The sequence below is a fragment of the Mesorhizobium sp. 01N446 genome, from assembly GCF_056399285.1.
In genome coordinates this window covers 48,440-61,131 of sequence record NZ_JBFTRA010000014.1, presented here as the reverse complement: position 1 = coordinate 61,131, position 12,692 = coordinate 48,440, and the positions used below count along the sequence as shown (strand labels likewise).

General features: G+C 63.6%; 14 protein-coding genes. 4 read left to right on the top strand and 10 right to left on the bottom strand.

Annotation, left to right across the window (positions count from 1 at the left end):
• The first annotated feature begins 10 nt into the window (after nt 1-10).
• Both parS and AC1DPX_RS32670 read left to right on the top strand, forming a co-directional pair.
• The gene (parS, locus tag AC1DPX_RS32675) at nt 11-496 is read left to right on the top strand and encodes a type II RES/Xre toxin-antitoxin system antitoxin (RefSeq protein ID WP_477241976.1); all 486 of its coding nucleotides are present in this window, start codon (nt 11-13) and stop codon (nt 494-496) included.
• A complete protein-coding gene (locus AC1DPX_RS32670; RefSeq protein WP_202355066.1) occupies nt 493-999 on the top strand; it encodes an RES family NAD+ phosphorylase in 507 nt (168 codons plus the stop codon). Before parS ends, AC1DPX_RS32670 begins: the two co-directional genes overlap by 4 nt.
• Nucleotides 1,000-1,005: 6 nt before the next feature.
• On the opposite strand, the gene AC1DPX_RS32665 is transcribed toward AC1DPX_RS32670, so the two are convergent.
• A complete protein-coding gene (locus AC1DPX_RS32665) occupies nt 1,006-1,413 on the bottom strand; it encodes a tautomerase family protein (RefSeq protein WP_202355065.1) in 408 nt (135 codons plus the stop codon).
• Nucleotides 1,414-1,525: 112 nt separating this feature from the next.
• Here AC1DPX_RS32665 and AC1DPX_RS32660 point away from each other — a divergent pair, with 112 nt between their 5' ends.
• Nucleotides 1,526-2,389, top strand: coding sequence for a LysR substrate-binding domain-containing protein (locus AC1DPX_RS32660; protein ID WP_477241974.1), 864 nt, complete (start codon nt 1,526-1,528; stop codon nt 2,387-2,389).
• 199 nt (nt 2,390-2,588) lie between these two features.
• On the opposite strand, the gene AC1DPX_RS32655 is transcribed toward AC1DPX_RS32660, so the two are convergent.
• Together AC1DPX_RS32655 and AC1DPX_RS32650 are read right to left on the bottom strand one after the other, a co-directional pair.
• Complete coding sequence (locus AC1DPX_RS32655; RefSeq protein WP_477241972.1) at nt 2,589-3,497, bottom strand: DMT family transporter; 909 nt, start codon at nt 3,495-3,497, stop codon at nt 2,589-2,591.
• Between the two features lie 61 nt (nt 3,498-3,558).
• A complete protein-coding gene (locus AC1DPX_RS32650; protein WP_477241970.1) occupies nt 3,559-4,446 on the bottom strand; it encodes a DMT family transporter in 888 nt (295 codons plus the stop codon).
• Nucleotides 4,447-4,665: 219 nt separating this feature from the next.
• Here AC1DPX_RS32650 and AC1DPX_RS32645 point away from each other — a divergent pair, with 219 nt between their 5' ends.
• Nucleotides 4,666-5,172, top strand: a complete 507-nt coding sequence (locus AC1DPX_RS32645; protein ID WP_202355062.1) for an OsmC family protein — start codon at nt 4,666-4,668, stop codon at nt 5,170-5,172.
• A gap of 50 nt (nt 5,173-5,222) precedes the next feature.
• Here the strand turns inward: AC1DPX_RS32645 and AC1DPX_RS32640 are convergent, their stop codons facing one another.
• The 7 genes from AC1DPX_RS32640 to AC1DPX_RS32610 all read right to left on the bottom strand — a co-directional run bounded on the left by AC1DPX_RS32640 (nt 5,223) and on the right by AC1DPX_RS32610 (nt 12,512).
• Complete coding sequence (locus AC1DPX_RS32640) at nt 5,223-5,441, bottom strand: hypothetical protein (protein ID WP_027045347.1); 219 nt, start codon at nt 5,439-5,441, stop codon at nt 5,223-5,225.
• A gap of 171 nt (nt 5,442-5,612) precedes the next feature.
• On the bottom strand, nt 5,613-6,254 hold the full coding sequence (locus AC1DPX_RS32635) for a hypothetical protein (RefSeq protein ID WP_477241968.1): 642 nt from the start codon (nt 6,252-6,254) through the stop codon (nt 5,613-5,615).
• Between the two features lie 117 nt (nt 6,255-6,371).
• Nucleotides 6,372-7,112, bottom strand: a complete 741-nt coding sequence (locus AC1DPX_RS32630) for an SDR family NAD(P)-dependent oxidoreductase (RefSeq protein WP_284278328.1) — start codon at nt 7,110-7,112, stop codon at nt 6,372-6,374.
• A gap of 127 nt (nt 7,113-7,239) precedes the next feature.
• On the bottom strand, nt 7,240-8,709 hold the full coding sequence (gene purF / locus AC1DPX_RS32625) for an amidophosphoribosyltransferase (RefSeq protein WP_019857255.1): 1,470 nt from the start codon (nt 8,707-8,709) through the stop codon (nt 7,240-7,242).
• A 103-nt stretch (nt 8,710-8,812) separates the two neighbouring features.
• Nucleotides 8,813-9,481, bottom strand: a complete 669-nt coding sequence (locus AC1DPX_RS32620; RefSeq protein WP_202355059.1) for a CvpA family protein — start codon at nt 9,479-9,481, stop codon at nt 8,813-8,815.
• A 47-nt stretch (nt 9,482-9,528) separates the two neighbouring features.
• Entirely contained in the window at nt 9,529-10,932 is a 1,404-nt protein-coding gene (radA, locus tag AC1DPX_RS32615) for a DNA repair protein RadA (protein ID WP_477241966.1), read from the bottom strand.
• A gap of 86 nt (nt 10,933-11,018) precedes the next feature.
• A complete protein-coding gene (locus tag AC1DPX_RS32610) occupies nt 11,019-12,512 on the bottom strand; it encodes a replicative DNA helicase (RefSeq protein ID WP_202355057.1) in 1,494 nt (497 codons plus the stop codon).
• Between the last annotated feature and the right edge of the window lie 180 nt (nt 12,513-12,692).

Here is a 12,692-nt window from a genome sequence, read left to right as displayed (position 1 = left end):
ATAAGTGAGCATGGCCAGTTTCCCAACGGGATTTGCCGAAGCACCACACATGGAGCCGGAGTTCGAACGGCTGGTCGACCTGTTCGGCGGGCCGAAGGTTCTTGGATCCTCGGTATCCAGCCCGCTTGAGGCCCATGAAATGATCTTGCATGGAATACCAAGCCAAGCCTTGGAAAGCCTTGTCAGGCAGCTGACCGTTATTGGCGCTGATGCCTTCGAGGCTGCATTCGGCATGAGTGAGCGGACATTTCAGCGTCACAAATCGGATCACTCCAGGACGCTCAATCGGGAGCAAGGCTCACGGACCTGGAATTTTGCCAGGGTCCTCACCAAGGCCACGTCCGTTCTGGGAAGCCAGGAAGCGGCTGAAAAATGGATGATTGAGCCCGCCATGGGCTTGGACAACCGACGACCGATTGATCTCTTGGCCACGGCGGCGGGCACCATCCTTGTCCAGGAATTCCTCGAGCGGCTCGACTATGGTGTCTACGCGTGACGCCTTTGCCGGGCTCTCTTGGGACGGGAGAAGTCCTCGGCTGGAGACTTGATCACAAACGCTTCCAGGCAAGTTGGGACAGCGGTGAGGGGGCCTTTAAACTTGGTGGACGATGGAACAGCAAAGGGGTCAGGGCCGTATATGCGTCCATTGACCCCTCGACCGCCATTCTCGAGGTGGCCGTCCACAAGGGGTTTCGGACGCTGGATACGGTTCCGCATGTGCTGACGGCCTTCGACATCACCGATCCGTCGAAGATTCATGTGGTGGAAATTGACGACATTCCCAATGCAAATTGGCTGCGCCCCGGCATTCCCAGCGCGGGACAGCAGCAATTTGGTGACGGCCTGCTGGCAAAACATCCCTTGGTTCTAATTCCCAGCGCGGTATCCCAGCACAGCTGGAACCTGGTGTTCGACCCCGGCCAAGCGGCCAGTCGCTACAGGCTGCACCTCCAGGAGGATTTCGCCCTTGATACAAGGCTTCATCCTCCTGCCAGGTAGCCGTCTTTACGCCGCCTTCAACCGCCCGCTGATGAAGCGGAATTCCTGCGTCTTGCCGCCATAGCCATAGGCCGCCGCAGGCACCTCATGGACGAAGGCATAGCTTTCCTCGTGCACACCGCCCAGCAGGCGGCCGAAGGCCTCGAAGAGGGCATTGAGATAGGCTTCCAGCTCGAGCTTGGTATTGGTGCCGTCAACCACCTTGATATCCAGCCAGAACGTGTTGGTGCCATGCTCGGCCAGGGACTTGCCGCCGGCGAACCAGTGCTGCGGGTCGATATAGGATACGGCGACGGCGGTGATCGTCGGATCCTTGCGCAATTGCGTGGCGGTGATCTCGGTGATTTCCCTGGCAATCTCGGCGGACAAAGCGGCGTTCGGCTTGCCGGTGACGCTGATGTTGATGATGGGCATTTTTCGTCTCCTGGGTTGAGCGGCGTCTCATCGCCGTTGGACAGACCATGTCATCATCTTTGAATCAAAAAAATCGAATTGTTTTCAACTGAAGATTCGATAACATCGAATTATGGAAACGCTCGATCCGGATCTGCTCAAAACCTTCCTCGCTTTCGTCGACAGCGGTTCGCTGGCGCGGGCAGCGTCGAGCGTCGGCCGTTCGCCGTCAGCGGTGACCGCGCAGATGCAGCGGCTGGAGGAGATCGTCGGCGAGCCGCTCCTGGCGCCGCAGGGCAGGGGGCGTGGGCTGACGCCGGCCGGCGAGGACCTCGTCGGTCATGCCAGGCGCATACTTGCCGTCCATCGCGAGGCGTGGCTGGCTTTGAAGGGGGCGCGGGCCGCCGGGCGTGTCGCTATCGGCACGACGCAGGATTTCGCCGACAGCGGTCTGCCGGACCTGCTGCGCGCCTTCGCCACCAGCCATCCGCGCGTCAGGATCGAATTGCGGGTCGGCCGCTCGGCCGAACTGGCGCAGGCGCTGCAGGCCGGCGGCCTCGATCTGGCGATCATCATGCGCCAGACCGCGGCGGCGGACGAGGTCGGCGTTCTGCGCGAACCGATGATCTGGCTGTGTTCGCAGAAAGGGCTGGCCTCCCGGCAGGAAGAACTCCCGCTGGCGCTGCTCGATCCTTATTGCGGTTTTCGAGAAGCGGCACTGGCGGCGCTCGATGCCGCCGGCCGCCGCTACCGCATCGCCGCCGGCAGTGCCAGCCTCGCGGGCTTGCGCACCGCGGTGAATGCCGGCGTCGCGCTGACCTTGCGAACGCCGCGCTTTGCTCATTCCGGCATTGTCGAAGCGCCGCGTGAGCTTGGCTTGCCAAATGTGCCTGTCGCTGAATTCGCCATCCGGCTGCGCGCCGGCGCCGATGCTTCCGCGGGCGATCTGGCGGCGCTGCTTGGCGGCAATCTGGCCCTGTCAGGGGCACCTGGCTGATCTGGCAGGGCGAGAAGCCTCGTTTCCAGCTTACAGGCGAAAGAGAAGCTGACGGTCGGGCCTATTTGGCAAAGAAAAAGCCGACCTTGCGGTCGGCTTGGGAGTAGGACGGGCCGAGGGGTTTGGGGGGACTAGGGGGGTGGCCCGTCGCACCAATAATGTCTGAGTCCGATGATGGTTCCGTGACTGTGTCACTTTTTTAAGAAATATTTGACGCCGCCTGCTGCGAGCGGGCCGCCAGCCAGTCGCGGCCGGCATGGGCGAACACGGCGCACAGCACGATGGCGCCGCCGACCATGCTGGCGACAGGCGGTATCTCGGCCAGGAACAGGAAGGCAAACAGGATCGCGAACGGCACCTCCGCCGAGCCAAGCAGGCCGGATTCTGGCGCCGGGATAAGCCGTGCGCCCTCCGTCCACAGGATGGAGGCCAATGCAAAGGACGCGCCGAAAGTGGCCAACAGAACGGCGTCCCTTGGCGTAATCGCCAGGGGATCGGTGACGAACCAGCCGAGAATGAACAGCAGGAAGGCCGAAACCGCGCCGGCCCACACCACCGGCGTGTCACGGAAGGCGCGTACCATGATCATGTAGAGCGCGCTGCCCGCGGTCATCAGCAGCGCCAGCCCGTCGCCGAACAGATTGCCTGTGCCGAAGCCCGACCAGACCATGATGCCTACACCGCACAGCGACACGGCGGCCGCGAGCATCGTCTGCAGGCGGAAAGGCTCGCGCACCAGCACCCAGGCCAGCACGGCGGCGATGAAGGGTGACGTCGCATAGATGACCGCGACATTGGCCACGTAGGTGAATTTGAACGCCGAGATGAAGGCGATGCTGGTCAGTGCGCCCTCAACCGCCAGCAGCCAGCCGCGCCAGCCAAGCCGCAGCGTGCCGCGATTGCCCGATCGGCGGCGGCGCCAAAGCACATAAAGGCTGATCAGGATCGAGCCGACGAAGCCGCGCCAGCAGGTGATCGTCAGCGGATCGGCATGGATCGACTTGGTCAAGACACCGGTCAGGCCGAACACGGCAGCCGATGACGACACCAGGATGATGCCAAGCGTGCGCTCGGTGGTTTCGGTCGTGGCGGCTGCGATGTCAGTCATGCCGGGCAGCCTACTCCGTCAGGTGCTGACATCGTAGTGTCAGCAAAGAGCCTCATCCCCATCACAGCCGCTTGCGGAAATGCTCGCTGCCGACGATCAGCAGCCCCGCGGCGATAATCAGGGCGGCGCCGAGAAACACTTCGCGGCGCGGCACGTCGCCCCAGATCGCAAAGCCGAGCGCGAACGCCCACAGCAGCGAACTGTATTCGAGAGGCGCGAGGATCGATGCTGGCGAGCGCTTCATGCCTTCGAAGAGGAGATATTGCGCCAGGCCGCCAAGCGCGCCGACGCTGGCGAGAAGCAGCAGCTGGGTCGGATCAGGCGTATGCCACCACAACAGCGCCGGCACCGCAGAAAACACGAGGAAATAGAAATTGTTGAGGACGAGCTGGATCATCGAGCGCTCGGCTAGTGCCGTCTTGCGCAGGAGCACGATGGCGATGGCCCACAAAAGCGCGGCCGCAAGCACCAGCAGCACCGGCACGGACAGGCCGAGATGGGTCGGGTCGCAAGCGACGAAAACGCCGGCAAAACCGATCAGAACCGCTAACCAGCGCAACATTGGCACCTTTTCGCCGAGCAGGAACACCGAAAGCACGGTGACGATGATCGGCGCCGCGTAATAGACGGTGGTCAGTTCGGCAAGCTGCAGGCTGCGGGCGGCGTTGTAGTAGCAGAGCCAGGCGGCAAGCGTGAAAGCGCTGCGCACCAGCATGGGCCGCACGATCGGCGAGCGCACCGTGTCGACGAACAGTTTTCGTCCACCGATCGCCGCGCAGGCGCTCAGAATGGTGATGCTGCGGAAGAACATGATCTGCCAGACCGTCATGCCGGCAACCAGCAGCTTGATCGAGGCGTCTTGCGTCGAAAACAAGAGATAGGCGGCGCCGGTCAGCAGGATGCCGGCGAGAACCCTTTCGCGTGTTTCGAGGATGGCGACATCGGCCATAGGCGCGGACCAAAGGTGCGGGAAGCAACAGGAATAGCTTGAGGCTCTGGGAAATCAGGCCTCGACTCCCAGCTATACGGGCGAAAGCTGACACCGCGCTACGCCAGCCCTGGGCTTGCGTTGGGGCAGGGATTGCGAGCTTGCTTCCAGGACGTGATCGGCACTTATATCTGACAAAGCCATGCAACTCGCTGGCCGCAAAAGCGAAAGAGGCAACGAATGGACGCCACCGAACTGAAGGCCATGCAGGCGCCGCTGAAGCAGGCCTATCGCGACGACGCCTCGCAAGCGTTGATCACGCTTCGAGCCAAGGGCTCCATCGACGACCAGGCGGTGGCCTGCAAGGTCGAGACGGGCAGGGCGATCGCCGTCGCCGGCCTGCATCCGGCAACCGGCGGCTCGGGACTCGAGCTCTGTTCCGGCGACATGCTGCTGGAAGCCCTGGTGGCCTGCGCCGGGGTGACGCTGAAGGCCGTGGCGACGGCGCTCGAGTTCAAGCTCGGCGCTGCCACGGTAGAAGCCGAAGGCGATCTCGATTTTCGCGGCACGCTCGGTGTCGCCAAGGACGCGCCGGTCGGCTTTCGCGCCATCCGGCTCAATTTCAGCCTCGATACGGATGAGCCGCAGGAGCGCATCGACTCCCTGCTGAAGCTGACCGAGCGCTATTGCGTGGTGTTCCAGACCATCAACCACAAGCCGGAGTTGACGGTGAGCGCCCGGCGCTGAAATCACAAGGCCCGCAGCCAGCGGGCCGCGAGCCTCACTATATCAAATCCTTACTGCGCGGCCGGCTCTTCGGCATCGCCCTCGTCAGTGAAAGGCGAGGCGCTCGGCACGCACTGCACCGACCAGCCAGTCGGTGTCGGCTGCTTCTGATATTCGGTGATGGCGGCGGTGCACTGTTCGCGCTTGTCGAAGGTACTGGGCAGCACCACCATGCCGCCCTGTGGGCCGGCGATTACCAGATACCAGACCAATGCTGCGGTCGTAGCCATGGGAGTTTCCTTGTTCTGCCCAGCTTGGGCTCTCGCTGTTGTGGGAGTCGCTACGATCCTAACAACTCCGGGGAAATGACGAAAGCATGACCGCAGCGCAGCTTTTCCCCCTCAGATCACAGCCGCGTGATGATGAGCCGATCTCTGAGAACGGGTTTGCGCCTACGCTGCTCAGTTGGTTGCAAAGCAGTAGAACAACCCGTCGCCGCCGGTGCCTTTCAGTGCTTCCTGGCTACAGCCGCCGCGTGAGGCATGCGAGGAGTTCCACGACTTTGCCGCCGCTGAATCGTCGAGCCCGGTGCGGTCGTGATGACCCATCATCGCCACCCCTTCGGCGCCGCTCATCGTCCAGTCGCCGCAGGTCTGGTCGGCGATCCTGGTGCCGTCCGGCTTCGAACCGGTCAGCATGTCATGCCGGTTCGGCGTGTCGCCGCGGCCATTGACCACTTCGCCCTTTTCGTTCAGTGCCGTCTGCTTGGTGATGCCGTTGGCATCGCTGTGCAAGGAGGCGACATCGTCGGCGATTTTCTCGCCCTTGGCGTTGAACCAGGGGCCCTTGCCGATACGGTCGCGGGCATCCTCGGCGCTGGTCGACAGATAGGCGTGCCAGGTCTTGCCGGTGACGCCGGCTGCTTCGGCCAGCGAAGCGCAATGCGCGTCGGCGCCCTTCAGACCGCCGAGATCGGCGCCCTTGCCGGAGCCGACGCTGGTGACGAAGAAACTCATCTTGGCATCTTGCGAGACGGCTACGCCTGATGTCGCGCCAAGAGCGGCTACAAAGGCGGTGGCGGCAACGAGAAGAAGTCTGCGCATATCGATCCTCCGGTTTTTCAATATCCTACGTTCGAAGAACGTAGCCGGAGGCTGTTTTAATCCCTGGCGGAGGCCACCCGAATGCGCGGGCGGTTCCGGGAGCCGTCAAAACCAAGGTTATTCGGGCTGCCTGTAGGCGACGAAGCGGTTGTGCTTGGCCTGGAAGATCAGCCCGGTCTCCTTCAACTCCGGGCTGGCCAGCGGCACGATGCGCTTAGCGATCTCGGAAGGGTGCGGCAGCGTCTCCGGGTCCTCGCCAGGCACGGCCTGGGCTCGCATGGCGGTGCGGGTGGCGCCCGGATCGGCGGCATTGACGCGCAGCGGCAGGCTTTGCGTCTCATGCGCCCAGGAGCGCATCATGGTTTCGACCGCCGCCTTCGATGCGGCGTAAGGCGCCCAGAACGCGCGTGCCGAGTGCGCCGCGTTGGAGGAGAGCAAAATGGCCCGGCCGGCATCGGAAAGCCTGAGCAGCGGGTCGACCGAGCGGATCAGCCGCCAGGTCGAGGTGACGTTGATGGTCATCACCTTCTCGAAGGTCTTGGCCTCGACATGGCCGATCGGCGAGATGACGCCGAGCACGCCGGCATTGGCGACGAGAATGTCGAGCTTGCCCCAGCGCTCATGGATGGCGCCGCCCAGCCGGTCGATGCCGGCCATGTCGGCGAGATCGAGCGGCACCAGCGTCGCCTGGCCGCCGGCCGCCTTGATCTGGTCGTCGAGTTCTTCCAGTCCGCCGACCGTGCGCGCTACTGCGATGACATGCGCACCGGCGGCGGCCAATTCCTTGGCGATGAAATAGCCGATGCCGCGCGAGGCACCGGTGACGACCGCGACGCGGCCGGTAAGGTCGAGGGTCATGCGAGAATTTCCGTAAGGTCCAGAGCAATTCCAGGAAAAGTGTGAAGCGGTTTTCCGCCCGGAATTGTGTCAAAACAAAGAGTTAGAGCGGTTCGCCGTTTTCCGTGAAACGGTGAACTGCTCTAGCCTACGCCCCACTGTTCGCCAGCAGCGACAGTGTGCGCACATTGTCGTGGCCTTCGAAGTCGAGCAGGCGGGTCGGGTATTGGCCGGTGAAGCAGGCGTCGCAGAACTGCGGTTGCTCGTCGTTGCGGCTGGCCTCGCCGACGGCGCGGTAGAGGCCGTTGATGGAGAGGAAGCCGAGCGAATCGACACGGATGAATTCGGCCATCTCTTCCACCGACATGCGCGATGCCAAAAGCTTCGACTTTTCCGGCGTATCGACGCCGTAGAAGCACGAGGCGCTGGTCGGCGGCGAGGCGATGCGCATATGCACTTCCCTGGCGCCTGCATCGCGCACCATCTGCACGATCTTCTGGCTGGTGGTGCCGCGCACGATCGAATCGTCCACCAGCACCACGCGCTTGCCCTCGATCATGCGGCGGTTGGCGTTGTGCTTCAGCTTGACGCCCATGTGGCGGATCGAATCGCCGGGCTGGATGAAGGTGCGGCCGACATAGTGGTTGCGGATGATGCCGAGCTCGAAGGGAATGCCCGCCGCCTGGCTGAAGCCGATTGCCGCCGGGGTGCCGGAATCCGGCACCGGCACGACGATGTCGGCCTCGACCGGGTTCTCCTGCGCCAGCTCGGCGCCGATGCGCTTGCGCACCTCGTAGACGTTGCGGCCTTCGACCGAGGAATCCGGCCGGGCGAAATAGACATATTCGAAGATGCAGAAGCGGGTCTTCTGTGGCTCGAAGGGGAACAGGCTTTCAATGCCCTTGGAGGTGACGACCACCATCTCGCCGGGCTTCAGGTCGCGCACGAAACGCGCGCCGATAATGTCGAGCGCACAGGTCTCGGAAGCGAGGATCCAGGCGCCGTCGAGGTCGCCCAGCACCAGCGGGCGGATGCCAAGCGGATCGCGGCAGCCAATCATCTTCTTGGCCGTCATCGCCACCAGTGAGAAGGCGCCTTCGACCTGCCGCACGGCGTCGATGAAGCGTGAGTTGAGGTCGCGTTCCTTGCTGGTCGCGACCAGATGCAGGAGCGTCTCGGTGTCGGAGGTGGACGAGAAGATCGCGCCCTGCTTCTGCAGCGCGCGCTGCACCGTCATGGCGTTGGTGAGATTGCCATTGTGGGCGACCGCAAAGCCGCCATCGGCGAGTTCGGCGAAGAAGGGCTGGATGTTGCGCATGCCGGCGCCGCCGGTCGTGGCGTAGCGCGTATGGCCGATGGCGCGGTTGCCTTGCAGGCTGTCGATCACGCGCTGCTTCGTGAAAGTGTCGCCGATCAGGCCGACATGGCGTTCGACATGGAACTGGCTGCCGTCATAGGAAACGATGCCGGCCGCTTCCTGGCCGCGGTGCTGCAGTGCATGCAGGCCGAGTGTGACGATGGCCGCGGCATCCTGCCGGCCGAAAATGCCGAACACACCGCATTCGTCGTGGAAATGGTCGTCGGCCTCGGCGGAAAGCACGTCGTCTGCGTCTGCCATCTTAAGCTCCGCTAAAATCGCCATATAATGCGGGTTCGCGTCGAAAGCAACGCGCGCCGTGCAGCCTTTCACACCATCGCCTTAACCGACGCCCGTTTCGGCGTCAGTTTGCCGGTGCCGTGGGTGCCGCCGGTGCCGGCTTGGCGGTGTTGTCCGCCGGGCCGGCGTCATTGTCGTCAGGGGCCGGCGTGTTGGCGTCGTCACCTGTTGCCGGCACATCCGCCGCAGGTGCATCCGGGGCAGCCGGAGTCTCGGCGCCCGCTTTCGGGCTGAGCTTCTTGAGGATTGCGTTTTCCGTGTCGGCCGGCAGCAGGCTTTCAAGCTTGGCGCCGATCTGTTCCAGCAGTGGCCGCGACTTGGCCTCCGTCACCCAGGCCGGAGCCTTGGCGCCGGCCAGCCAGTTGAAGAACAAAAGCGCCACCGCGACGACCAGGATGCCGCGCGCGGCGCCGTAGAGGAAGCCAAGCGTGCGATCGAGCGCGCCGATGCGCGAATCGATGATCCAGTCGGCAAGCTTCATGGTGATGACCGAGACGACGATCAGCGCGATGATGAAGACGACGCCGGCCGAGGCCGCCATGGCGACCTTCTCGTTCTCGATATAGGGCTTCAGATAGGGCAGGACCGGCTTGTAGAAGAAGAAAGCCGCCGCCGCTGCCGCCGCCCACGATACGACAGACAACACCTCGCGCGAGAAGCCGCGAACCATGGCGAGCATCGCCGAGACCAGGGTGAAGCCGACCAGGATTCCGTCAAGCAGCGTAATCGGCATGTCTTTGGCCCCACTCCGATCTCTTTTTCACGGCTCGGCGAGCCGCGTCACTCTTCTTCGTCCACGCGGCTTCGGCGTGAGCCGGCTATGCGTGCCACGAGGTCGGCAAGCTCGGTAGGCTGGAAAGCGCCGGCCCCGATCCCCCCAGCAAGTTCCTCGCTGCCCAAGGGCAGAACCGCGCTACCAAAACCCAGCTTTTCGGCTTCCTTAAGGCGTTGCTGCGCATGCGCAACCGGCCTCACAGCACCCGAAAGGCTGATTTCGCCGAAATAGACGCAATCGGCGGGAAGGGCAAGACCGGTGAGCGAGGAAACCAGTGCGGCGGCGACTGCCAGATCGGCCGCCGGCTCGCTGATACGGTAGCCGCCGGCGACGTTGAGATAGACGTCGTGCTGGCCGAAACGAACGCCGCAATGCGCCTCCAGCACCGCCAGCACCATCGATAGTCGCGCGCCGTCCCAGCCGACCACCGCCCGGCGCGGTGTGCCGAGCGAGGATTGCGCCACAAGGGCCTGGATCTCGACCAGAACGGGCCGCGTGCCTTCCATGCCGGCGAAAACCGCGGCGCCCGGCGATTTCGCATGCCGCTCGCCGAGAAACAGCTCCGACGGGTTGGAGACTTCGCGCAGCCCCTTGTCCGACATTTCGAAGACGCCGATCTCGTCGGTCGGTCCGAAGCGGTTCTTCACCGTGCGCAGGATGCGGTAATGATGGCCGCCTTCGCCCTCGAAATAGAGCACGCCGTCGACCATGTGTTCGACCACGCGCGGGCCGGCGATCTGGCCTTCCTTGGTGACATGGCCGACCAGGACGATGGCCGCACCCGTCGATTTCGCATAGCGGATCATCGCCTGGGCGGAGGCGCGGACCTGGGTGACGGTGCCCGGCGCCGAATCGGCAAGGTCGGTCCACAGCGTCTGGATGGAATCGAGAATGACCAGGTCCGGCCGCTTGCCGTCGGCGATCGTGGCAAGAATGTCCTCGACATTGGTCTCGGCCGCCAGCTCCACCGGCGTGTCGGCGACGCCGAGCCGCTGCGCTCTCAGTCTGATCTGCGCGACGGCTTCTTCGCCTGAGACATAGACGATGCGGTGGCCTCGCGACGCCAGCGCGGCCGCGGCCTGGGTGAGCAGCGTCGATTTGCCGATGCCGGGATCGCCGCCGACCAGAAGTGCCGAGCCGCGTACGAAACCGCCGCCGGTGGCGCGGTCGAGCTCGCCGATGCCCGAGATGATGCGCGGCGCGTCCTCGATATCGCCCGAAAGCGTGGTCAGCACCACCGCGCGGCCCTTGCGGGCATTGCGGGTGTTGGCCGGACCCGAGCCGATGCCGCCGGACGTGCCTTCCTCGACCAGCGTGTTCCACTCGCCGCAGCCATCGCATTTGCCGGCCCAGCGCTGATGCACCGACCCGCAATTCTGGCAGATGAACTGGACGCGCGATTTAGCCATGAAGATGCGCCGTCCACCAATTGCAGAAAATAGGCGCCCGTAGACAGCCGCCGCCCTGGATGTTTGCTGCGATCTCGGACAACTGCCTACTCGTCAAACCTCTCGGCGATATGGTGCTCCTCGGCCAGATCGGAAAAGCGGGTGAATTCGCCGTGGAAGGCGAGCGTCACCGAGCCCGTCGGGCCGTGGCGCTGCTTGGCGACGATCACCTCGGCCTTGCCGCGCATCTCGTTCATCTCGTTTTCCCACTTGACGTATTCCTCGGTGCCAAGCTTGGGCTCGCGGTTCTTGAGGTAATATTCCTCGCGATAGACGAACATCACGACGTCGGCGTCCTGCTCGATCGAACCGGATTCACGCAAGTCGGACAGCTGCGGGCGCTTGTCTTCGCGGCTTTCGACCTGACGCGACAGCTGCGACAGCGCGATGATCGGCACCGCCAGTTCCTTGGCCAGCGCCTTCAGGCCCGTGGTGATCTCGGTGATTTCCTGGACGCGGTTCTGCGAAGACTTGGCGGATGAACCCTGCATCAGCTGGATGTAGTCGATGACGATCAGGTCGAGGCCGCGCTGGCGCTTCAGACGACGCGCGCGGGCGGACAGCTGCGCGATGGAAATACCGCCGGTCTGGTCGATGAACAGTGGGATCTTCTGCATGGTCTGCGAACACGCGACCAGCTTTTCGAAGTCCATTTCGCTGATTTCGCCGCGGCGGATTTTTGACGACGAGATTTCCGTCTGCTCGGAAATGATACGGGTCGCCAGCTGTTCGGACGACATTTCGAGCGAGAAGAAGCCGACGACGCCGCCATTGGCCGCCTTGAACGATCCGTCCGCCTGCTGCGCCGGCACATAGGCCTCGGCGATGTTGAAGGCGATGTTGGTGGCGAGCGACGTCTTGCCCATGCCCGGGCGGCCGGCAAGCACGATCAGATCGGATGCCTGCAGGCCGCCCATGCGGCGATCGAGATCGCGCATGCCGGTGGCGAGGCCTGACAGATGGCCGTCGCGCATATAGGCGGCGTTGGCCATGTCGACCGCGGTCTTGACCGCGTCGGTGAAGCTTTCGAAGCCGCCATCATAGCGGCCGGTTTCGGCCAGTTCGAACAGCCGGCGCTCGGCGTCCTCGATCTGCTCGGACGGCGACATGTCGACCGGCGCGTCATAGGCGATGTTGACCATGTCCTCGCCGACGGTGATCAGCGCGCGGCGCGTCGCCAGATCATAGATGGCGCGGCCATAGTCGGTGGCGTTGACGACGGTGACGGCTTCGACGGCCAGCCGTACGATATATTGTGCCACCGTCATGTCGCCGACCTTTTCGTCGGCCGGCAGGAAGGTTTTCAAGGTGATCGGCGTCGCCACCTTGCCCATGCGGATAAGCTCGGCCGCGATCTCGAAGATCCGGCGGTGCAGGGGCTCGTAGAAATGGCCTGGCTTCAGGAAGTCGGAGACGCGGTAGAAGGCATCGTTGTTGACGAGGATCGCGCCGAGCAGCGCCTGCTCGGCCTCGATATTGTTCGGTGCCTCGCGATACAGCGGTTGCTCCGCCACGCCGAATTTCCGCGCTGCCTCTGCCATGATATCCCCAAATTCAATCCCACCTTGCCGTAGCAGACCACGTTCAGGGCGGGTGAAGATTCGTCGTCCTTTCCTGCTTGTTCACAGCACAAAAAAATCGGTGGAAAGAATCCCGATTGACTCGAATCAGGCAACCGACCGTAGCGAATCTGCACCGGGAACAAAACAGGAAAATACACA

Excerpts from the sequence above, each read along its gene's own strand:
- parS (WP_477241976.1), top strand. The coding sequence starts at position 11 with ATGGCCAGTTTCCCAACGGGATTTGCCGAAGCACCACACATGGAGCCG.
- AC1DPX_RS32665 (WP_202355065.1), bottom strand. The coding sequence starts at position 1,413 with ATGCCCATCATCAACATCAGCGTCACCGGCAAGCCGAACGCCGCTTTG.
- AC1DPX_RS32660 (WP_477241974.1), top strand. The coding sequence starts at position 1,526 with ATGGAAACGCTCGATCCGGATCTGCTCAAAACCTTCCTCGCTTTCGTC.
- AC1DPX_RS32655 (WP_477241972.1), bottom strand. The coding sequence starts at position 3,497 with ATGACTGACATCGCAGCCGCCACGACCGAAACCACCGAGCGCACGCTT.
- AC1DPX_RS32650 (WP_477241970.1), bottom strand. The coding sequence starts at position 4,446 with ATGGCCGATGTCGCCATCCTCGAAACACGCGAAAGGGTTCTCGCCGGC.
- AC1DPX_RS32645 (WP_202355062.1), top strand. The coding sequence starts at position 4,666 with ATGGACGCCACCGAACTGAAGGCCATGCAGGCGCCGCTGAAGCAGGCC.
- AC1DPX_RS32640 (WP_027045347.1), bottom strand. The coding sequence starts at position 5,441 with ATGGCTACGACCGCAGCATTGGTCTGGTATCTGGTAATCGCCGGCCCA.
- AC1DPX_RS32635 (WP_477241968.1), bottom strand. The coding sequence starts at position 6,254 with ATGCGCAGACTTCTTCTCGTTGCCGCCACCGCCTTTGTAGCCGCTCTT.
- AC1DPX_RS32630 (WP_284278328.1), bottom strand. The coding sequence starts at position 7,112 with ATGACCCTCGACCTTACCGGCCGCGTCGCGGTCGTCACCGGTGCCTCG.
- purF (WP_019857255.1), bottom strand. The coding sequence starts at position 8,709 with ATGGCAGACGCAGACGACGTGCTTTCCGCCGAGGCCGACGACCATTTC.
- AC1DPX_RS32620 (WP_202355059.1), bottom strand. The coding sequence starts at position 9,481 with ATGCCGATTACGCTGCTTGACGGAATCCTGGTCGGCTTCACCCTGGTC.
- radA (WP_477241966.1), bottom strand. The coding sequence starts at position 10,932 with ATGGCTAAATCGCGCGTCCAGTTCATCTGCCAGAATTGCGGGTCGGTG.
- AC1DPX_RS32610 (WP_202355057.1), bottom strand. The coding sequence starts at position 12,512 with ATGGCAGAGGCAGCGCGGAAATTCGGCGTGGCGGAGCAACCGCTGTAT.